The following is a 19,692-nucleotide window of genomic DNA, read 5'->3' as shown; positions in this document are numbered from 1 at the left end:
CAGGACATGCCGACCATCACCACCCGGGACGGGACCGAGATCTTCTACAAGGACTGGGGCGCGGGCACGCCCCTGGTCTTCCACCACGGCTGGCCGCTGAGCGCCGACGACTGGGACGCCCAGATGCTGTTCTTCGTGGCCCAGGGCTATCGGGTCATCGCCCACGACCGGCGGGGCCACGGCCGCTCCAGCCAGACGGCGACCGGCAATGAGATGAACACCTACGCCGCCGACATGGCCGAGCTGGCCGCCCATCTGGACCTGAAGGGAGCGGTGCATATTGGCCACTCCACCGGCGGCGGCGAGGTGGCCCGCTATGTGGCCAAGTACGGTGGCGGCGGGCGGGTGGCCAAGGCGGTGCTGATCGGGGCGGTGCCGCCGGTCATGCTGAAGACCGAGGCCAATCCCGAGGGCCTGCCCATCGAGGTGTTCGACGGGTTCCGCGCCGCCCTGGCGGCCAATCGGGCGCAGTTCTACCGTGACGTCCCGAGCGGGCCCTTCTACGGCTTCAATCGGCCCGGCGCGAAGGTGTCGGAGGGCGCCATCGACAACTGGTGGCGCCAGGGGATGATGGGCGGCGCCAAGGCCCACCACGACTGCATCAAGGCCTTCTCGGAGACCGACTTCACCGAGGACCTCAAGGCCATCGAGGTCCCGGTCCTGGTGATGCACGGCGAGGACGACCAGATCGTGCCCATCGCCGACGCGGCCCTGAAGGCGATCAAACTGCTGAAAGCCGGGACACTGAAGACCTATCCGGGCCTGCCCCACGGCATGTGCACGACCCATGCGGAGATCATCAACCCGGACCTGCTGGCCTTCATCAAGGCCTAGGCAAGAAACGGCGGGGGCCGAAGCCCCCGCCTGATCCCTAGTTCCGCCAGACGGCGGCGGAGGTCGCGTCGGCCGGCATCTCGCGATACTGGCGCAGCTCGTTGCGGCCCACCACCATGTGGTGGACCTCGTCGGGGCCGTCGGCGATGCGCAGGGTGCGCGTCGAGGTGTACATGCGGGCCAGCGGGGTGTGCTGCGACACGCCCAGCGCGCCGTGCATCTGGATGGCCTCGTCGATGATCTCGCAGACCCGCTCGGGCACCATGGCCTTGACCATGTGGATCCAGATGCGGGCTTCCTGATTGCCGAGAACATCCATGGCCTTGGCGGCCTTGAGCACCATCAGGCGCATGGCCTCGATGTCGATGCGGGCGCGGCTGATCTTCTCGATATTGCCGCCCAGCTGGACCAGCGGCTTGCCAAAGGCCTCGCGGGACAGGCCGCGGGTGACCATCAGGTCGAGCGCCTTCTCGGCCTGGCCGATGGCGCGCATGCAGTGGTGGATGCGGCCGGGGCCGAGGCGCAGCTGGCTGATCTCGAAGCCGCGGCCCTCGCCCAGCAGCATGTTCGACGCCGGCACGCGGACATTGTCGAAGATGATGTGCATGTGGCCGTGCGGCGCGTCGGGATCGCCGAACACGTTCATGGGGCCGACGATCTTCACGCCGGGGGCGTCGGTGGGGACCAGGATCTGCGACTGGCGCAGGTTGGGCGGGCCGTCCGGGCTGGTCTGGACCATGGTGATCATGATCTTGCAGCGCGGGTCGCCGGCGCCGGAGATGTAGTGCTTCTCGCCGTTGATGACGTACTCGTCGCCCACCAGGGTGGCGCGGGTGTTGACGTTCTTGGCGTCCGACGAGGCGGCGTTCACCTCGGTCATGGCGAAGGCCGAGCGGATCTCGCCGCGCAGCAGGGGCTCCAGCCACTTCTTCTTCTGCTCAGGGGTGCCGACCCGCTCGAGGACCTCCATGTTGCCGGTGTCGGGGGCGGCGCAGTTCATGGTCTCAGAGGCCATGGGGTTCTTGCCCAGCTCGACGGCGATATAGGCGTAGTCGAGGTTGGACAGGCCCTCGCCGGTCTCGGCGTTGGGCAGGAAGAAGTTCCACAGGCCCTCGGCCTTGGCCTTGTCCTTGGCCTTTTCCAGCACTTCGAGCTGACCCGGCGCATAGCTCCAGATGTCGGTCTTGCCCTCGCCCAGGCGGTGGAACTCCACGCTCATCGGCTGGACGGTCTCGGCGATGAAGCGCTTGACGTGCTCCAGCAGCGGCAGGGCCTTGGCCGACATCCGCAGGTCGTTGAGGTCGTCCATCGGGTTCAGCTTGAAGCTGGATTGGGCCTTGTCCTTGGTCTCGCTCATCTTTGTCACTCCCACGGTGTTCTGGTTGGCGGCCCCGTTGCGCGAGACCCATGGATGTCGCGCGGCCTGTTCGCCGCGCTGAAGCCTAGGCCGATAGCTTTGGCCCATCGCGGGCCGCAAATCAAACAAGCGTTTTAATACGCTCGTGCTTTCCCGCGCCGGTCCGGGCGGCTCAGCTCGGCATGGCCGGATTGGCCCCATGGCAGACGGCCTCGATATTGTGGCCGTCGGGGTCGAGGACGAAGGCGCCGTAATAGCTGGGATGGTAGTGGGGGCGCAGGCCCGGCGGGCCGTTGTCGCGGGCCCCGGCGGCGATGGCCGCGGCGTAGAAGGCGTCGACCGTGGCGTTGTCGGGGGCGCTGAAGGCCACGTGGCAATAGCCCGAGGTCTCGCCCAGCCCGATCCAGAAGAAGGGCCGGCTGTCGCCGTAGCCCGAGCCCACATCCATGGTGAACACCCGGCTCAGGCCCAGCGGCTTGAGCGCCGCGTCGTAGAAGGCCTGGGACCGGGCGTGGTCGACCACCCTCAGGCTCACATGGTCCAGCATCGGCGTCCCCTTCCCTTCGTGTCATCCCGCATGAAGCGCGAAAGTGCGGGACCCCCGATCAATCCGGCAGCCCCCGCGCGTCTGGGTCCCGGACAGACGCTACGCGTCTTCCGGGATGACACCAGGGGGTAGACCTACTTCGTGGGCAACTGGTCGGCGCCGGCGCAGGCGGCGGTCACCAGGGCCTTGTCGTCGGCGCTGGCGGCCTTGGCGGGTTTGCCGGTGCGCCAGGTGTCGGCGATCGCCAGGGGCTTGGACGGCGAATAGGAGCCGATGATCATCAGGGCCTTGGCCTTGCAGTCGATGGCCACCACGCTGCCGACCCCGTCGGCGGCGCCCGGAGCCGAGGGCCCGACGCGGGGGTTGGCGCCCACCTTGCCGATGGCTTGCTGGATCACCACCATGCCGCTGGCGGTGTCGCGGTAGGAATAGTCGGTGTCATAGGACCACTGGAGACCCTTGTCGCTTACGGCGCTGTAGGGCTTCCAGGTTTCGGCGGCGGCGGGCAGGGCCACGGCCACGATGGACAGGGCCGACAGGGCGGCGAGCGCGAGACGCATGGATGATCTCCTGGGACTTTAGGTTTCTTCCCTCGCCAAGACCCTTAGCGGGACGCCGCCGCGCGGGCCAAGCGGATTCGCCGCAAGGGCTGTTTCCGGCCCGGCCAAGCTTGACTCCGGGGCCCCGCGACCCTACGTCCCGCCCGTCGTTAGCACTCAGGGGCTGCGGCTGCTAACGCTCGGCCCCTCGTTGCGACGCAATCCATTCAACCGTCCCGAACGGAGAGAAAAAGACATGGCGTTTCGTCCCCTGGGAGACCGCGTGCTGATCAAGCGCGTCGAAGAAGAAGAGAAGACCAAGGGCGGGATCATCATCCCCGACACCGCCAAGGAGAAGCCGCAGGAAGGCGAAGTCGTCGCCGTCGGCCCCGGCGCCCGTGACGACAACGGCAAGATCCAGCCCCTGGACGTGAAGCCGGGCGACAAGATCCTGTTCGGCAAGTGGTCGGGCACCGAAGTGAAGATCGACGGTCAGGACCTCCTGATCATGAAGGAAAGCGACGTCCTGGGCGTGGTCGAATAACCACCTCCTCCGCTCTCCTCCCTCCCACAACATACTGAAAGAGCTGAACGAACATGGCCGCTAAAGACGTCTATTTCGCTTCCGACGCGCGCGACCGCATGCTGCGCGGCGTCAACATCCTGGCCAACGCCGTGAAGGTGACCCTGGGCCCCAAGGGCCGCAACGTGGTCATCGAGAAGTCCTTCGGCGCCCCGCGCTCCACCAAGGACGGCGTCTCGGTCGCCAAGGAAATCGAACTGGCTGACCGCTTCGAGAACCTCGGCGCCCAGCTGATCCGCGAAGTCGCCTCCAAGACCAACGACAAGGCCGGCGACGGCACCACCACCGCCACCGTGCTGGCCCAGGCCATCGTCGTCGAGGGCCTGAAGTCGGTCGCCGCCGGCATGAACCCGATGGACCTGAAGCGCGGCGTCGACAAGGCCGTCACCAAGGTGCTGGCCGAGATCAAGGCCTCCTCCAAGAAGGTGACCACCAACGCCGAGATCGCCCAGGTCGGCACCATCTCCGCCAACGGCGACACCGAAGTCGGCGAGATGATCGCCAAGGCGATGGCCAAGGTCGGCAACGAAGGCGTCATCACGGTTGAAGAAGCCAAGACCGCCGAGACCGAACTCGACGTCGTCGAAGGCATGCAGTTCGACCGCGGCTACCTGTCGCCCTACTTCATCACCAACGCCGACAAGATGGAGGTCGAACTCGAAGAGCCTCTGATCCTGCTCTACGAAAAGAAGCTGACCTCGCTGCAGCCCCTGCTTCCGGTCCTGGAAGCCGTGGTCCAGTCGGGCCGTCCCCTGCTGATCATCGCCGAGGACGTCGAGGGCGAAGCCCTGGCCACCCTGGTGGTGAACAAGCTGCGCGGCGGTCTCCGCGTCGCCGCCGTCAAGGCGCCGGGCTTCGGCGATCGCCGCAAGGCCATGCTGGAAGACATCGCCATCCTGACCGGCGGTGAGCTGATCAGCGAAGACCTGGGCATCAAGCTCGAGAACGTCGGCCTCGAAATGCTCGGCAAGGCCAAGAAGGTTTCGATCACCAAGGACGACACCACCATCGTCGACGGCATCGGCGCCAAGGACGCGATCGAAGGCCGCATCGGCCAGATCAAGCGCCAGATCGAAGACACCACGAGCGACTACGACAAGGAAAAGCTGCAGGAACGTCTGGCCAAGCTGGCCGGCGGCGTCGCGGTCATCCGCGTCGGCGGCTCGACGGAAGTCGAAGTGAAGGAAAAGAAGGACCGCGTCGACGACGCCCTCAACGCGACCCGCGCGGCCGTGGAAGAAGGCATCGTCCCCGGCGGCGGCGTCGCCCTGCTGAAGGCCTCCAAGGCTCTGGACGGCTTCAAGGGTGACAACGACGACCAGGAAGCCGGCGTCGCCATCGTGCGCCGCGCCCTGCAGGCCCCGATCCGTCAGATCGCCGAAAACGCCGGCGTCGAAGGCTCGATCGTGGTCGGCAAGGTCATGGAGAACGCCTCCCCGACCTTCGGCTTCAACGCCCAGACCGAAGAATATGTGGACATGGTCGCGGCCGGCGTCATCGACCCGGCCAAGGTGGTCCGCACCGCCCTGCAGGACGCGGCCTCGGTCGCCGGCCTGCTGATCACCACCGAAGCCGCCATCGTCGAGGCCCCGAAGAAGGGCGGCCAAGGCGGCGGCGACATGGGTGGCGGCATGGGCGGCATGGGCGGCATGGACTTCTAAGTCCGAGCCACTCAAGCGCTTAAGATCGAGGGCGGGGCCGCGAGGCTCCGCCCTTTTTCGTGGCCGCTATTGCGCGCGCTTGAGCCTCTGCAGCAACGGGCTCAGTTCGCCCTTCAGGTCATAGACCCCGACGTCCTTGACCATCTGCGGCGTGGCCCAGTCCGGCCAGGGCTCGATCACCTCGATCTCGCGGAAGGCGGTGGTGAGGGCGCCCGGGGACTTGGCCTTGATGAAGGCCCACTCGACGCCGAGCTCGCCCTTGTGACGGATCAGGAAGGTGGCCACGGCTCAGTCGCCCCGGCCGTCGCCGAGCGCCATCTGGCCGACCCAGCTCACCAGGCCGGTGACGATGGCCGCCAGGATCCCGGGGACCAGGCCCGCGACCGTGAAGCCCGGCAGCAGCAGGGCCACCAGGCCGATCATGGCGGCGTTCACCACCAGCAGGAACAGGCCGAGCGTCAGGATGGTCAGCGGCAGGGTCAGCAGGAAGACGATGGGACGGACGATGGCGTTGACCACCCCCAGCAGCAGGGCCGCCAGCAACAGGTCCGGCCATCCCGCATAGGAGACGCCCGGCACCACCGAGGCGGCGAGCCAGAGGCCGAGCGCGGCGATCAGCACGCGGGCGAGGAAACGGGACATGGGAGAACTCCGGCCTTGAGGACGTGGCCCAGGATGGCCCGGTGCGCCGCCCCGGCCAAGCCCCGCCCTCAGATTGCAGGGACGTTGCAGGCCCGGGCTTAGTTCGGCCCCACGAGCTTGGCCATTTGCCGCCTCCAGAGTTCGGGATCCGCCATGCCTCGCCGCCTGCCCCTGATCATCGCCCTGAGCCTCGCGCCCCTGCCCGTCGCGGCCCAGCCGGGACCGCCGCCCGAGGCGATGGGCCGGCTGTTCATCAGCCCCGCCGGGGAGCCCTTCCGCGGCGGCGGCGGCCTGGAGGCCTGGTTCGCCCGGGCCGACGCCGACCATGACGGGGCCCTGACCCTGGCCGAGTTCCGCGCCGACGCCATGGCCTTCTTCAAGGTCCTGGACGCCAACGCCGACGGGCGCATCGACGGCTTCGAGAACAGCGCCTACGAGACCAAGATCGCCCCGGAGATCACCCGCATGAGCTTCGCCGGCGAGGGCGGCGGCCCGCCCGGCGGCGGCCGGGGCCCGCCACCCGGCATGGAGCGCGAGGCCAGCCGCATCCCCCGCGGCGGCGGCGGACCGCGCGGCGCCAGCCCCCGCGAGGGCGCCGCGCGCTACGGCCTGCTGAATGAGCCCCAGCCGGTGCGCGGCGCCGACGCCGACCTGGACTGGAAGGTCACCGCCGAGGAGTGGGCCAAGGCGGCGGGCAAGCGCTTCGCCATCCTCGACCCCGACGGCGATGGCCGGCTGACCCTGGCCACCCTGCCGCGGCCGCCGATGGGGCCGCGTCCGCGCTGAGCGGAATCTGACGGCGGCGCCCAAAAACGAAGGCTTCACCATTGGCGTGCCAGGGTGAGGCTGCACATTCCGGGCGCCAGGGGGGCTGCGAATGAACGGCCTGCACCTGCTGAACGACGAACTCGACCGGGTCGCGGCCGAGGGCCGCGCCACCATCCTGGCGCGCCTGGTCATGTCGACGATCAGCGCCGGCCTGCTGGGCCTGAACCTCGGCCTGGCCACGGCCCTGGTCTGGAGCGCCGCCCTCTTCGCCGGCGAGGCCTGGACCTGGTTCGCCAGCCGCGCGCCGGCCGCCGGTCGGCCCAACAGCCTGGCCGCCCGCCTATCCTATGTCGGCACCATGGTGTTCGTCAGCGCCGTCTGGTCGACCGCCGCGGTGTTCTATTGGCGCACCGGGTCCCAGGCCCTGCAGCTGGTGGCCGTGGCCGTATTCTCCAGCCAGCTGATCCACGCCCAGTGCTTCGCCTTCCGCTCGAAGCTGGCGCTGGTGATCCTGGGGGGCATACCGGCCGCCACCCTCCTCGTCCTGGTGACCTTCGCCGGCGGCTTCCACGGCATGCCGCTGCTGACCCTGGCGGTGAGCGCGGCCCTGGCGGTGGTCTATGTGTTCAGCAGCGCCGTCCTCAACATGCGGGCCGCCCAGGCCCTGGAGACCGCCCAGCGCGAGGCGGTGGAGGCCAGCCAGGCCAAGTCGGCCTTCCTGGCCATGATGAGCCACGAGCTGCGCACCCCGATGAACGGGGTCCTGGGCATGGCCCACGCCCTGAAGCAGACCCGCCTGGACGACCGCCAGGCCGGCCAGGTGGAGATGCTGATCCGCTCCGGCGACGGGCTGATGGCCATCCTCAACGACATCCTCGACGTCTCCAAGATCGAGGCGGGCAAGCTGGAGCTGGAGACGATCGCCTTCGACCTCACCGAGGTCGGCGCCCGGGTCTGCGACCTGTGGCGGGAGGTGGCCAATGCGCGCGGCCTGCAGCTCACCTACGAGGTGGCGCCCGGCGCGCCGCGCTGGGTGGCCGGCGACCCCAACCGCATCCGCCAGATCATGCTGAACCTGGTGTCCAACGCGCTCAAGTTCACCGAGTCCGGCGAGGTGCGCCTGTCGATCCGGCCGCAGATCGCCGCCCAGGACGGCGCGCGCTTCGAGATCGCGGTCTCCGACACCGGGATCGGCATTTCGCCGGACCAGCAGACACGCCTGTTCCGGTCCTTCGCCCAGGCCGAGGCGGCCACCTCGCGCCGGTTCGGCGGCACGGGCCTGGGCCTGGCCATCTGCAAGCAGCTTACAGACCTGATGGGCGGCGCCATCGCCGTGGAGAGCGAGCCGGGCCGCGGCTCGATCTTCCGCGTCCTGCTGGAGCTGCCCGTCGCCCAGGCCCTGGACCTGGCCGAGCCGGAGGCTCCCGGCGGCGGCCTGACCGGGGTGCGCATCCTGGTGGCGGAGGACAACCCCATCAACCAGGCCGTGGCCCGCGCCATCCTGGAGGCCGTGGGCGCGCGCCTGGAAACCGCCAATGACGGGGTCGAGGCCCTGGACATGCTCCGCGAGCAGGCCTTCGACCTGGTGCTGATGGATGTTCACATGCCGCGGATGACGGGGATCGAGGCCCTGCGCCGCATCCGGGCCGGCGAGGCCGGCCCCGCCGACATCCCGGTGATCGCGCTCACCGCCGACGCCATGCCCGGCGAGGACGCCAAGCTGTGGGCCCATGGCTTCGACGGGGTCCAACCCAAGCCGATCCAGCCCATGGCCCTGATCGCCGCCATCCTGGCGGCCTGCGCCCCGCGGGACGAGGCCGCGCGGTCGCAGATCGCCTGAGCCCTACTCGGCGGCCACCGCGTCCAGCACCGGCACCGTCTCCGACAGCCGGCCGCCGATGCGGATGGGTTCGACCCGCAGGGCCAGGCCCGTGGCGTCGTCGGTCTCCACGAACACCCCGCAGACCGTGGCCGGACCCTCGGCGGGCTTGTAGCGGCCGCCTGAGATGCGGGTGGTGAAGCGCCGCAGGGGCTCTTCCTTCTGGTTGCCGATGACGCTGTCATAGTCGGCGCAGGCGCCGGCGTCGGTCTGGTAGGCGGTGCCGCCGTTGAGGATCTGGCAGTCGGCGGTCGGCACGTGGGTGTGGGTGCCCACCACCAGGCTGGCGCGGCCGTCGCAGAAGTGGCCCATGGCCATCTTCTCGCTGGTGATCTCGGCGTGCATGTCCACCACCACGGCGTCCACGGCCATGCCTAGCGGACAGGCCTCCAGCTCGCGGTCCACGGCGGCGAAGGGATCGTCCAGGCTGTCCATGTGGATGCGGCCCAGGACGTTGATCACCAGGATGCGCTTGCCGGTGTCGGTCTCGAACATCTGCGAGCCGCGGCCAGGCGTGTCGGCGAACAGCGGATAGTTCACCGGGCGGATCAGGCGGGGTTCGCGCACGATATAGGTCAGAGCCTCCTTCTGGTCGAAGGAGTGGTTGCCGAGCGTCAGGCAGTCGGCCCCGGCGTCGAACAGCTCGCGGGCCGTGTTCTCGGTGATGCCGAAGCCCGCCGCGGCGTTCTCGGCGTTGATGATCACGAATTCGAGGCCCAGCCGGCGGCGCAGGCCGGGCAGGTGATCGGCGATCCCGTCGCGGCCGGCGCGGCCCACGACATCCCCGAAGAAAGCAAAACGCATTGAAAGTCCTTAGGTCGTCTTCAGCTCTCTATAGCCGGTTTCGGTGAGGATGGCGTCCAGCCTCTGATCGTGGGGCTCGGCGGGGACCTGCTCCACCTCCTGGCCGGCATAGGCCAGGCCCAGGACGAAGACCGGCTTTGTCGCCCGCAGGGCTTCCAGGGTGCGGTCGAAATGACCGCCGCCCTGGCCGAGCCGCCCGCCGGCGCGGTCGAAGGCCAGCAATGGGGTGATCACCAGGTCCGGGTGCAGGCCGGGGGCCGACGGCGGCGGCGCCGGCACCCCCACGGCGTCGGGCGCCAGGGCGTCGCGGGAATCCCAAGCGCGGAAGGCCAGGGGCGCATCGGGGCTGAGCGCCACCGGCAGGGCCAGCATGGCGCCGGTGGCCGCCAGGCGGCGGATCAGCGGGCTGGGATCGAGCTCCGAGCCCAGGGCGTGATAGCCGCTGAACACCGCGAAAGCCGGCAGGCGCTCCAGGGGCAGCAGGGCCGCGGCGCGCTCGGCCGCGCTCGGGGCGGCGATCGCCAGGGCCTTGCGCAGGGCGCGCATGCGTCCGCGCAGGTCGTTCTTGGAGGAGATATCGCTCACCCGGGTCCTGTAGGGGCGGAGGGGTGGCGGCGCCGCGAGAGCCGTGAAGGACGGTTAAAACCCCCTCGGACCTGGTATACCAGGTGGGCGCCATATGCCCGGGCCCACGAGCCCGGACAGGGACAGCTCCCGTAGAGAGAATTAAGGTCTCTGGGATTTGTTGCCTTCGACGAGATCCGCAGCAGACCCGCCGGGACCTAAGGTAGGCCTCCGGCGGTCACTTCTCAAGCGGCGCCTCTATTTTGAGAGCCGCAGGTTGTCGATCGAGCCGGCGATGGCGTCGAAGGCGGCCGACAGGTCCGACACATCCTGCACGTCGTAGAACTTGTCCGGCGTCGAGGCGCAGTTCTGCAACAGGGTCGAGGTGCCGCTCGTGACCTCCACCCGGACGGTATAGACGGTGATGTCCTTGCCCTTGATGTTGGTGCAGAGCGCGGCCAGGCGGTCGTCCATCCTGTCGCCACGGGTCGTGGTGTTGCCGCTGAAGATCCCCAGGATGCCCTGCCAGATATAGCCCAGCGCGCTGTAGTAGGACTTGTTGTTCTTGTAGCTGGAGCTCGGGTCACCCATGGTGTTCTCGCCGTCGGTCATCAGGATGATGATCTTGCGCAGGTGCTGGGTGTTGTAGGCTGAGCCGTCGGCCAGGGGCGCGTTCGGCGACAGCGCGTGCCACCCCCACATCATCCCGGCCGGAATGTTCGTGTCGCCAACCGCCGACATGTTGTCGATGGCCGTCTTGATGGTGGTGGTGTTGGAGGTCAGGCGGATGATCGGCTGCAGGCTGCAGCCCATGTTCGGACCGTAGGTGTAGCCGGTCTGCCAGGTCCCGCTCTTGGGGGTCTTGGTGTACTTGGCCGAGTTCTTCTCGCGGACGTCCCAGGACCCGGAGCTGCCGTCGTCGATATAGTCGTTCACATAGCCCCGGTAGCCGTCGTTGTAGTCGGGCTCGTCGGGCCAGAAATAGGGCACGAACATCGTGGCCGGGGTCGCCGTGGTCGGGGCGGTCTCCTGGATGTCATAGGGCTGGCGGCGGGTCTCCACGCAGCCGGACCAGGACTGGCCCATCTGCTTGAGCATCTTGAAGCGGTCGGTCTGGGTGTTGAAGGTGTCGTAGCCGGCGGCGACGTGGGCCTTGCCCTCGGGATCGATCCAGCTGGGGATGCCCGCGCCGGTGTGGGTGCTGGTGTTGTAGGCCGAGACGCTGGTGGTGTCCTGCACCCGCACGGTCATGGAGAAGGGCACCAGGGCGATCCGCAGGGGCGTGGGATCGGTGCTGCGGGCCGCGGCGGCCGACAGCTTGTCCACCAGGCTCTTGGCGGAGGACTTCAGGGTGGTGAGCTTGGTGCCGGCCATCGATCCGGTGTTGTCGAGGACCAGCGCGATCTCCAGCTTGTCCAGCGAGCGCACCACCTCGGAATTGGCCTTCACCGTGCCGTGGGTGAACAGGCCCGGCGCCAGGGCCGGCGGGCTGACCTCGGCGTAGCCGACCACCTTCTCACCCACGAGGGTGAAGTTGGACGCCACCAGGGTCGAGCCGGCCGGCAGCACCAGGTTGGCGGTCAGGGCGGCGTCGCCCACGGCGTCCACCGCGGCGCTGGTGGTGCCGGTCGAGCGGGCGGCGAACAGGGAGGCGGCGTCCAGGGCGTCCTGCAGGTTGTTGCGCTGGGTGGAGGCCAGGTAGATGTCGAACAGGCCCAGGGACAGCGGGGCCAGCAGGATCAGCGAGATGGCGAAGAACACCGCCGCGGCGCCGTTCTCGTCCCGGGCGCCGGCCAGCAGGCGGCGCGCGAGCCTGGCCCGCAGGCCGGTCGGCCGGTTGATCTCGTCTTGTCGTTTCACGCGCACGGCACGCCCCCGATCGCAGGAATTCGGGGGAATGTCGCAGATCAGCGTAAACGAAAGAGGCGCCCCGCAGGGTAAACGGCGCCGCAAGGATTCGTCCCTCGCGGCGCCGCCCCAGGGATCAGCCTACCAGCCGCAGTGCTCGCCCTTGTTCTGGGCGATCAGCCAGGTGTTGAGGGGCTTGAAGTACTCCGTCACCGCGCTGGCGTCGGTGCGGGTCTCGCCCGAATAGACCTTCAGGGTGTCCTGCCAGGGCTGGGACTGGCCGAGCGCCAGCATGGCGTTCAGCTTCTCGCCCACGTCCTTGCGGCCATAGAGGGAGCAGCGGTGCAGCGGCCCCTTCCAGCCCATCTGCTTGCAGGCCGCGCGCTGGAACTGGAACTCGTAGTTGAAGGCCAGGAAGTAGCGCATGTAGGGGACGCTGGCGGCGATATGGTACTTGGCCGCCGGGTCGAAGGCGTCGGCCGGACGCGGGCCGGGCGGGGCCAGGCCCTGGTACTGGTCGCGCAGTTTCCACCAGGCCTCGTTGTAGTGGGCCGCGTCCACCTTTCCCGAGAACACCTGCCAGCGCCATTTGTCGATCATCAGGCCGAAGGGCAGGAAGGCGATCTTGTCCAGCGCCATCTTCAGCAGGAAGGGGATGTCCTCCTCGGCGCCGGGGGCCTTATCCAGCAGGCCGATCTGGGTCAGGTAGGTGGGGGTCAGGGCCGACATGCCGGCCAGGTCGCCCACCGCCTCGTGGAAGCCGTCATTGGCCGAGCCCTTGAACAGGAAGGGCTGATCCGAATAGGCCCGCTGGTAGTAGTTGTGACCCAGCTCGTGGTGGACGGTGTAGAAGTCCTCGGCGTTGACCTTCAGGCAGGCCTTGATGCGGATGTCGTCGCGGTCGTTCACGTCCCAGGCCGAGGCGTGGCAGGTGACCTCGCGGTCCCGGGGCCGCTCGAGCATGGAGCGCTCCCAGAAGGTCTTGGGCAGGGGCGCGAAGCCCAGGGACGAATAGAAGGCCTCGCCGGTCTGGGTCATCTTCACCGGCGTGTAGCCGTGCTTCACCAGCAGCTCGTCGAGATTGTAGCTGGAGGCGGCGGTCTTCGGGGCCACCACGTCGTAGATATTGCCCCAGGACTGGGCCCACATGTTGCCGGTCAGGTCGGCGCGGATCGGGCCGGTGCGGGGCTGGACCGCGTCGCCGTACTTGTCGTTGAGCCGGGCGCGCACATAGCAGTGCAGGTTGCGGTAGAAGGGCTCCACCTGGGTCCACAGCCGATCGGTCTCAGCGGCGAAGGCCTCGGGGTCCATGTCGTAGTTGGAGCGCCACAGGGCGCCGGTGTCGGAAAAGCCCAGGCCCCTGGCGCCCTCGTTGGTCAGCGTCACGGCCTTGGCGTAGTCGGCCTTCATCGGCGGGGCGATGGAGTGCCAGCCCTCCCAGACGGCCTTCAGTTCGGCCGGGTCGCGGCTCTTGGCCAGGATGTCCTCGGCGTCGTTCAAGGTCAGGGTCTTGCCCTGATAGGTGAACTTGCCGGTGGAATAGGTGGAATCCAGCCGTGACTGCAGGGCCGCCAGCTCGGCCGCCGCGCCGGGACGGTCCGGCGCCGGGGTCACCAGATAGAGCTTCAGCAGCTTCAGCTTGCGCGCGGTGACCGGATCGACGGCCACCCCGTCATAGCGGGCCGCCTGCTTGGCGTAGCCGGTGGCGAGCGTGTTCTGCTCGGCCGTCGCCTTGGCCTCCAGCCACTGGGTGTCCTCGGTAATGTAGGTGGCCCGCACCCAGGAGGACTTGGCGGCGTATTCGTTGAAGGCGGCCAGATCGGCCTCGGCCTTGTCGACGAAGGCCTTTGCCTCGGCCGGAGTCGGTTTGGCCCCTTGGGCCGCGGCCGGCCCGAAGGCCAGCAGGGCGACGGCCGTGGCCGCCAGAAGTTGGGATCGCATGCGAGGGGGGTCCTTGCGCGGAGGTGGGATGCGACGCGCCTGCGCCGCCATGACCGCGAAGGAACGACCCCCGATGGGCCTCGTCAAGGTTTAGGGGCGCATCTCCGAGGCGGCGCGGCGGATGGTGTCCTCCACGGCGGCCTGGGCGTCGGACTGGCTGAGGTCGAGGCCGGTGGCGACGGTCTCGCCGTCCTCGTCATAGACGGACCAGGACCAACCGCGCTCCGCATGGGCGAGGGAGTAGGCGTACGGTTGGTCGGTCATGGGCGGCCTCGCGTTGTGCGTTGCAGCAATACTGCTTTATGACGACTCCAACGCACCTTCCTGTCAAGCGGTTGCGCATGGGATGCACCGCAGCGTGAACGTCCGCTGGCGGAGGATAGGTCTGCCATCGGACGGCGCTTTCAACCTTGACCGTGGTCAAGTCGGCGCGGGCGGTCTGCGAGGCGATGTAAAATGAGGGCCGAATGGGCCGCGGGGCCGGCCTTCGCATTGACGCTGGCGCGGCTTTGCCCTCCCCTCCTTTCGACGACGAATGGTCATCCGGGGAGGGGGCGATGGCTCCGAGCGACGAGACGCCGATCGAGGGCGCGCCTGAGCCCATGCCCCGGCCTGAGCCGGACCCCACGCCGCCCGCGCCGTCCCTGCGCGATCGCCTGACGGGCTGGGCCGACCGGGCGCGGAGCAGCCGGGTGCCGGGCCTGCTGGCCGCCGGCCTGCTGGTGGCGAGCTTCGGCGGCGGCTTCATCGCCGCCAAGGGCCTAGACGGTCTGTCCCTGTTCGGCGCCGGCAAGGCCGGTCCCACCGCCAAGCTGGAGCCGGGCGCGCAGGGCTGGTCCCTGTTCGGCAAGCCCCGGGGCGCCAACGCCCCACGCCGCGGCGTCCCCAAGCCCGAGGGCTTCGCGGTCTGGCGCTCGCGCATCGACACCTCCAAGCCCGAGCCCATGGCCTGCGTCGAGCTGACGAGACCCCTGGATCCGGCCAAGTCCTATGCCGACTACGTGCTGGTGGCGCCCGACATGGGGGGCAGCCCGGCCGTCTCGGTGAAGGGCTCGGAGCTCTGCGTGGCCGGGGTCGGCTTCACCGACCGCCGGATCACCCTGCTGAAGGGCCTGCCGGCCCGCGGCGGCGAGGTCCTGGCGGCCAATTCCGACGTCGACTTCACCTTCGGCGAGAAGCCCCCCTATGTCGGCTTCGCCGGCGAGGGCGTGATCCTGCCGCGCGAGGACGCCGACGGCATCGGCATCGAGACCGTCAATGTGAGCCGCCTCTATGTCGAGGTCTGGCGCGTGGTGGACCGCAACCTGGTGCGCAAGTCGATCAGCGCCCCCGATCCCACCGCCGAGGGCCAGTATTCCGACGACTACGGCTCCGACAGCCCCGACGACGAGGGCCGCATCGTCTGGAAGGGCGAGGTGGCGGTGAACGTCCAGGCCGCCGGCGACCGCACCACCACCGTCTTCCCCCTGGGCGCGGTGCTCAAGGACATGAAGCCGGGCGGCTATGTCATCAAGGCCCGTGACGCCTCCGGCGGCCGGGCGATCAAGGGCGACGACGGCGAGAGCCTCGACCCCAATCCGCCGGCCCAGGCCAGGCGCTGGGTGATGTTCACCGACATGGCGCTCTCGGCCTATGACGGCTCCGAGGCCCTGGACGTGGTGGTCCGCTCCCTGAAGACCGCCAAGGTGCTGCCGGGGGTGAAGGTGACCCTCGTCGCCCGCAACGGCGAGGACCTGGCCGTGGCCAACGCCGACGCCTCGGGCCGCGTCCACTTCGACCACGCCCTGCTGGAGGGTGAGGGCCCCGCCGACGCCAAGATGGTTATGGCCTATGGCCAGGCCGGCGACCTGGCGGTGCTGGACCTCGACCGCGCCCCCGTCGACCTGTCCAAGCAGGGCATCGGCGGCCGCACCTCCGAGCCGGGCGAGAGCGCCACGGCCGGCCGCGCCACCTCCACCGCCGTCGACGCCTATGTCTATGGCGACCGCGGCATCTATCGCCCCGGCGAGACCGTCCACCTGAACGCCCTGCTCCGCGACCGCGAGGTCAAGGCGGTGAAGGACCGCAAGGGCGCCATCGTCATCCGCCGGCCGTCGGGGGTGGAGTTCAAGCGCTACGCCTTCGACGGCGCCCCGCAGGGCGCGGTGGGCGCCGACGTGGTGCTGCCCAAGAGCGCGCCGCGCGGCCGCTGGAGCGCCAAGGTCGAGATCGACGGCCTGGACAAGCCGGCCGGATCCCTGAGCTTCTCGGTGGAGGACTTCGCCCCGCAGCGGCTGGCGGTGACCACCGTCGGCCAGGAAAGCGTGCCCCTGAAGGCCGCCGAGGTGCGCAATGTCGAGATCTCCGCCCGCTTCCTCTACGGCGCGGCCGGCGCCGGCCTGCAGGTGCAGGGCGAGGCCCGCCTGAAGGTCGACCCCAATCCCTTCCCGCAGTTCGAGGGCTATTCGTGGGGCGACCAGGTCAGCCCCTTCGAGGAGAAGTTTCTCGAGCTTGGCCAGACCGTCACCGACGGCGAGGGCCGCGCGGTCCTGAAACTGTCGGCCGCCGAGGCCGGGGACACCCCCCAGCCCCTGGCCGCCGTCATGACCGCCAGCGTCTTCGAGCCCGGCGGCCGCCCGGTGCGCGAGGGCCTGAACCTGAAGGTCCGCACCAAGCCCCTCTATCTGGGGGTCAAGGTCGACCAGGGCGACACCGGCGGCAATGGCGACCCCACCATCGCCATGAACGTCATCGCCGCCGACGCGGCCGGCAAGCGCATCGCCGCGACCGGCGTGGCCTACAGCCTGATCGCCGAGAACTGGGACTATGACTGGTTCCAGCAGGACGGCCGCTGGCAATGGCGCCGCACCAGCCGCGACGTGGTGGTGCAGAAGGGGGCGCTGAACATCGCCGCCGCCGCGCCGGCCCGCATCGCCCGCCGTCTGGGCTGGGGCGACTATCGCCTGGAGCTCACCGGCCCCGGCGGCGCCAAGAGCGTCATCCGCTTCGCCTCGGGCTGGGGCGCCCCGGCCAAGGACGTGGAGGCCCCCGACTTCGTGCGCGTCAGCGCCGGGACCAAGGCCTACGCCCAGGGCGACACCGTCGAGATCACCCTGAAGCCCCCCTATGCCGGGGAGGCCCAGATCGCGGTGGCCACCGACCGGCTGATCGACTTCAAGACCGTCACCGTCGGCAAGGACGGCGCCACCGTGCGCCTGAAGACCAACGGCGCCTGGGGCGGCGGGGCCTATGTGCTGGTGAGCGTGGTGCAGCCGCGCGATCCGGTGTCCGCCCCCAAACCACGCCGGGCCCTGGGGCTGGTCTATGTCCCCCTCGACCCCAAGGACCGCAAGCTGACCGTGGAGCTCAACACCCCGGTCAAGGTGGACTCCAAGGCCATGCTGAGCGTGCCCATCGCCATCAAGGGCGCCGGGTTCGGCGGCCGGGCCCACGTGACCCTGGCGGCGGTGGACGAGGGCATCCTGCGGCTGACCAAGTTCGACAGCCCCGATCCGGTGAAGTGGTACTTCGGCAAGAAGGCGCTCACCCTCGACTATCGCGACGACTATGGCCGCCTGCTGGACCCCAACCTCGGGGCCCCGGCCAACGTCAACTTCGGCGGCGACGAGATCGGCGGCGAGGGCCTGACGGTCACCCCGATCAAGACCGTCGCCCTGTGGTCGGGGGTGGTGGAGACCGGCCTGGACGGCAAGGCGGTGATCAAGTTCCCCGCCCCCGACTTCAACGGCGAGCTCCGGCTGATGGCCGTGGCCTGGACCGACACCGCCGTGGGCTCGGCCTCCAAGCCGCTCACCGTGCGCGAGCCGGTGGTGGCCGACCTGGCCCTGCCGCGCTTCCTGGCGCCCGGGGACCGGGCCTTCGCGACCCTGGAGCTGCACAATCTGGAGGGCAAGGTCGGCGAGTACATCGCCGAGCTCACCTCCCAGGGCGGCGTCCTGGCGCCCTTCAAGAAGGCCTATCAACTGGCGCTCGGCCAGAGGGTCGCCGAGCGAATCGCCCTCGAGGCCCCCACCCGCGCCGGCATCGGCAAGGTCGGCTTCACGGTCTCGGGCCCCGGCTTCACGACGGCGCGGGACTATCCGATCCAGACCCGGCTGGGCTGGAGCCCGATCACCCGCACCACCATCGAGCTGCAACGCCCCGGGACCAGCTACACCCCGACGGCCAACCTGCTCGCGGGTTTGGCGGCGGGGGACGCGACGATGCAGGTCAGCTACTCGCCGTTCCGCGGCTTCGACCCCGGCCCGATCGCCGTGGCCCTGTCGCGCTATCCCTATGGCTGCACCGAGCAGACCATCTCGGCGGCCTATCCCCTGCTCTACGCCCAGGAGGTCAGCGGCGATCCCAAGGTGAAACGGTCCTCGGCGGCGCTCGCCGGCGCCGTGGGCCGGCTGCTGGACCGCCAGACCCTCGACGGGGCCTTCGGCCTCTGGCGGGTGGGCGACGGGGAGGCCGACGCCTGGCTCGGCGCCTACGCCACCGACTTCCTGATCGAGGCCCAGAGGGCGGGCGTCCCGGTGCCCCAACAGGCCGTCGACCGGGCGCTGTCGGCCATGCGCCAGATCTCCCAGCCCACCGGCTGGGTCTCCATCTCCTACCGCACGGAATATCCCGAGTGGTGGGCGGGCTCGCCCGAGGCGTCCAAGAAGGCCACGGCCACCATGCGCAGCCGCGCCTCGGCCTACGCCCTCTATGTCCTGGCCAAGGGCGGGCGCGGCGACCTCGGCCGCCTGCGCTGGTGGCATGACGTGCAGATGAAGTCCGAAAGCTCGCCGCTGGCCAAGGCCCAGGTGGGGGCGGGGCTGGCCCTGATGGGCGACCACGCCCGGGCCCGCTCGGCCCTGCGCCAGGCCATAGCCAGCCTCGGCTATCGCGAGGAGAGCGACTGGTACCAGAGCCCCTTGAGGGACCTGGCGGGGGTCATCGCGCTCGCCTACGAGGCGGGGGAAAGCGGCATGGCGCGCGGCCTGCAAGGCCGGCTCGAGAACGCCGTGAAGGACCCCGACAGCCTCAACACCCAGGAGCAGGCCCGCCTGCTGCAGGCCGCCCACTTCATGCTGAAGGCGGCCGGGCCGATGAAGGTCACCGCGACCGGCGCCATCCCGCTCAACCCGGCGGGCGGGGCGCCGCGCTGGGCGGTGGGCAAGCTGGCCAGCGCCAGCTTCGTCAATGGCGGCAATGCGCTGTGGCGAACGGTGACGGTGACCGGCACGCCGATCACCGCCCCGCCGGCCAGCGAGAGCGGCATCAGCCTGTCCAAGCGGCTGGTGGGCTTCACCGGTGGCGCGGTGGACGCGCGCAACCTGCATCAGGGCGACCGGGTGATCGTGGTGGTGTCCGGGCGCTCCAGCCAGGCGCGCACCATGGCCCTCGTCATCGACGATCCCCTGCCCGCGGGCTTCGAGATCGAGACGGTGCTGGGTCCCGACGACGCCCAGAACGGCCCGTTCCGGTTCCTGGGCAAGCTGTCGGCCGCCGACGTGCAGGAGAGCCGCGACGACCGCTATGTCGCGGCCATGGACCTGGCGGGCAAGGACAGCTTCGCCTTCGCCTATGTGGCCCGCGCGGTGACCGCCGGGGACTTCCTGCTCCCCGGCGCCCAGGCCCGCGACATGTACCGTCCGGCGCTCAACGCCCGCACGGCGGCGGATCGGACCACCATCACGCCGGGGCCGTAGTGACGACGATGAGTGATGGAAACCCTCTCCCCCTGCGGGAGAGGGTG

The 19,692-nt window shown here is 69.5% G+C and carries 16 protein-coding genes and 1 other RNA gene; 6 read left to right on the top strand and 11 right to left on the bottom strand.

The window, feature by feature from the left end; genetic code table 11:
• The first annotated feature begins 6 nt into the window (after positions 1-6).
• Positions 7-834, top strand: coding sequence for an alpha/beta fold hydrolase (locus ACO06I_RS18370; RefSeq protein WP_421934067.1), 828 nt, complete (start codon positions 7-9; stop codon positions 832-834).
• 37 nt (positions 835-871) lie between these two features.
• Here ACO06I_RS18370 and ACO06I_RS18365 read toward each other — a convergent pair whose 3' ends face one another.
• The 3 genes from ACO06I_RS18365 to ACO06I_RS18355 all read right to left on the bottom strand — a co-directional run bounded on the left by ACO06I_RS18365 (position 872) and on the right by ACO06I_RS18355 (position 3,298).
• On the bottom strand, positions 872-2,191 hold the full coding sequence (locus ACO06I_RS18365) for an acyl-CoA dehydrogenase family protein (protein WP_421934066.1): 1,320 nt from the start codon (positions 2,189-2,191) through the stop codon (positions 872-874).
• Between the two features lie 172 nt (positions 2,192-2,363).
• Positions 2,364-2,738, bottom strand: a complete 375-nt coding sequence (locus tag ACO06I_RS18360) for a VOC family protein (RefSeq protein WP_421934065.1) — start codon at positions 2,736-2,738, stop codon at positions 2,364-2,366.
• A 134-nt stretch (positions 2,739-2,872) separates the two neighbouring features.
• Positions 2,873-3,298, bottom strand: coding sequence for a hypothetical protein (locus tag ACO06I_RS18355; protein WP_421934064.1), 426 nt, complete (start codon positions 3,296-3,298; stop codon positions 2,873-2,875).
• A gap of 235 nt (positions 3,299-3,533) precedes the next feature.
• On the opposite strand from ACO06I_RS18355, the gene groES reads away from it, so the two are divergent.
• Together groES and groL are read left to right on the top strand one after the other, a co-directional pair.
• Positions 3,534-3,821, top strand: coding sequence for a co-chaperone GroES (gene groES / locus ACO06I_RS18350; RefSeq protein ID WP_421934063.1), 288 nt, complete (start codon positions 3,534-3,536; stop codon positions 3,819-3,821).
• Positions 3,822-3,874: 53 nt separating this feature from the next.
• Positions 3,875-5,521 (top strand): chaperonin GroEL, encoded by a 1,647-nt coding sequence (gene groL / locus ACO06I_RS18345; protein WP_421934062.1) that lies wholly within the window; start codon positions 3,875-3,877, stop codon positions 5,519-5,521.
• Positions 5,522-5,587: 66 nt separating this feature from the next.
• Here groL and ACO06I_RS18340 read toward each other — a convergent pair whose 3' ends face one another.
• Positions 5,588-5,806, bottom strand: a complete 219-nt coding sequence (locus ACO06I_RS18340) for a hypothetical protein (protein WP_421934061.1) — start codon at positions 5,804-5,806, stop codon at positions 5,588-5,590.
• 3 nt (positions 5,807-5,809) lie between these two features.
• Positions 5,810-6,163 carry a phage holin family protein gene (locus tag ACO06I_RS18335; RefSeq protein ID WP_421934060.1) on the bottom strand — a complete coding sequence of 118 codons (354 nt, stop codon included), beginning with the start codon at positions 6,161-6,163 and terminating at the stop codon, positions 5,810-5,812.
• A 153-nt stretch (positions 6,164-6,316) separates the two neighbouring features.
• Between ACO06I_RS18335 and ACO06I_RS18330 the strand changes: the two genes are divergently transcribed.
• Entirely contained in the window at positions 6,317-6,949 is a 633-nt protein-coding gene (locus tag ACO06I_RS18330; RefSeq protein WP_421934059.1) for a hypothetical protein, read from the top strand.
• 91 nt (positions 6,950-7,040) lie between these two features.
• Positions 7,041-8,771, top strand: coding sequence for an ATP-binding protein (locus ACO06I_RS18325; RefSeq protein ID WP_421934058.1), 1,731 nt, complete (start codon positions 7,041-7,043; stop codon positions 8,769-8,771).
• A gap of 3 nt (positions 8,772-8,774) precedes the next feature.
• Here the strand turns inward: ACO06I_RS18325 and ACO06I_RS18320 are convergent, their stop codons facing one another.
• From ACO06I_RS18320 to ACO06I_RS18295, 6 genes are all read right to left on the bottom strand, one after another.
• Positions 8,775-9,614 carry a TIGR00282 family metallophosphoesterase gene (locus ACO06I_RS18320; protein WP_421934057.1) on the bottom strand — a complete coding sequence of 280 codons (840 nt, stop codon included), beginning with the start codon at positions 9,612-9,614 and terminating at the stop codon, positions 8,775-8,777.
• Between the two features lie 9 nt (positions 9,615-9,623).
• Entirely contained in the window at positions 9,624-10,199 is a 576-nt protein-coding gene (locus tag ACO06I_RS18315; RefSeq protein WP_421934056.1) for a 5-formyltetrahydrofolate cyclo-ligase, read from the bottom strand.
• 25 nt (positions 10,200-10,224) lie between these two features.
• A non-coding RNA gene (gene ssrS / locus ACO06I_RS18310) (6S RNA) lies at positions 10,225-10,387 on the bottom strand.
• 49 nt (positions 10,388-10,436) lie between these two features.
• Entirely contained in the window at positions 10,437-12,038 is a 1,602-nt protein-coding gene (locus ACO06I_RS18305; RefSeq protein WP_421934055.1) for a pilus assembly protein TadG-related protein, read from the bottom strand.
• Between the two features lie 129 nt (positions 12,039-12,167).
• Positions 12,168-13,967 (bottom strand): M2 family metallopeptidase, encoded by a 1,800-nt coding sequence (locus ACO06I_RS18300; RefSeq protein ID WP_421934054.1) that lies wholly within the window; start codon positions 13,965-13,967, stop codon positions 12,168-12,170.
• 90 nt (positions 13,968-14,057) lie between these two features.
• Positions 14,058-14,231, bottom strand: a complete 174-nt coding sequence (locus ACO06I_RS18295; RefSeq protein WP_421934053.1) for a hypothetical protein — start codon at positions 14,229-14,231, stop codon at positions 14,058-14,060.
• A gap of 293 nt (positions 14,232-14,524) precedes the next feature.
• Between ACO06I_RS18295 and ACO06I_RS18290 the strand changes: the two genes are divergently transcribed.
• Complete coding sequence (locus ACO06I_RS18290; protein WP_421934052.1) at positions 14,525-19,645, top strand: alpha-2-macroglobulin family protein; 5,121 nt, start codon at positions 14,525-14,527, stop codon at positions 19,643-19,645.
• Positions 19,646-19,692: the final 47 nt, after the last annotated feature.

Origin of the sequence: Phenylobacterium sp. (genome assembly GCF_965229015.1) — a bacterium.
Taxonomy (GTDB): domain Bacteria; phylum Pseudomonadota; class Alphaproteobacteria; order Caulobacterales; family Caulobacteraceae; genus Phenylobacterium.
Note: the sequence above shows the minus strand (reverse complement) of the source record. Positions and strands in the feature narration are given on the sequence as shown.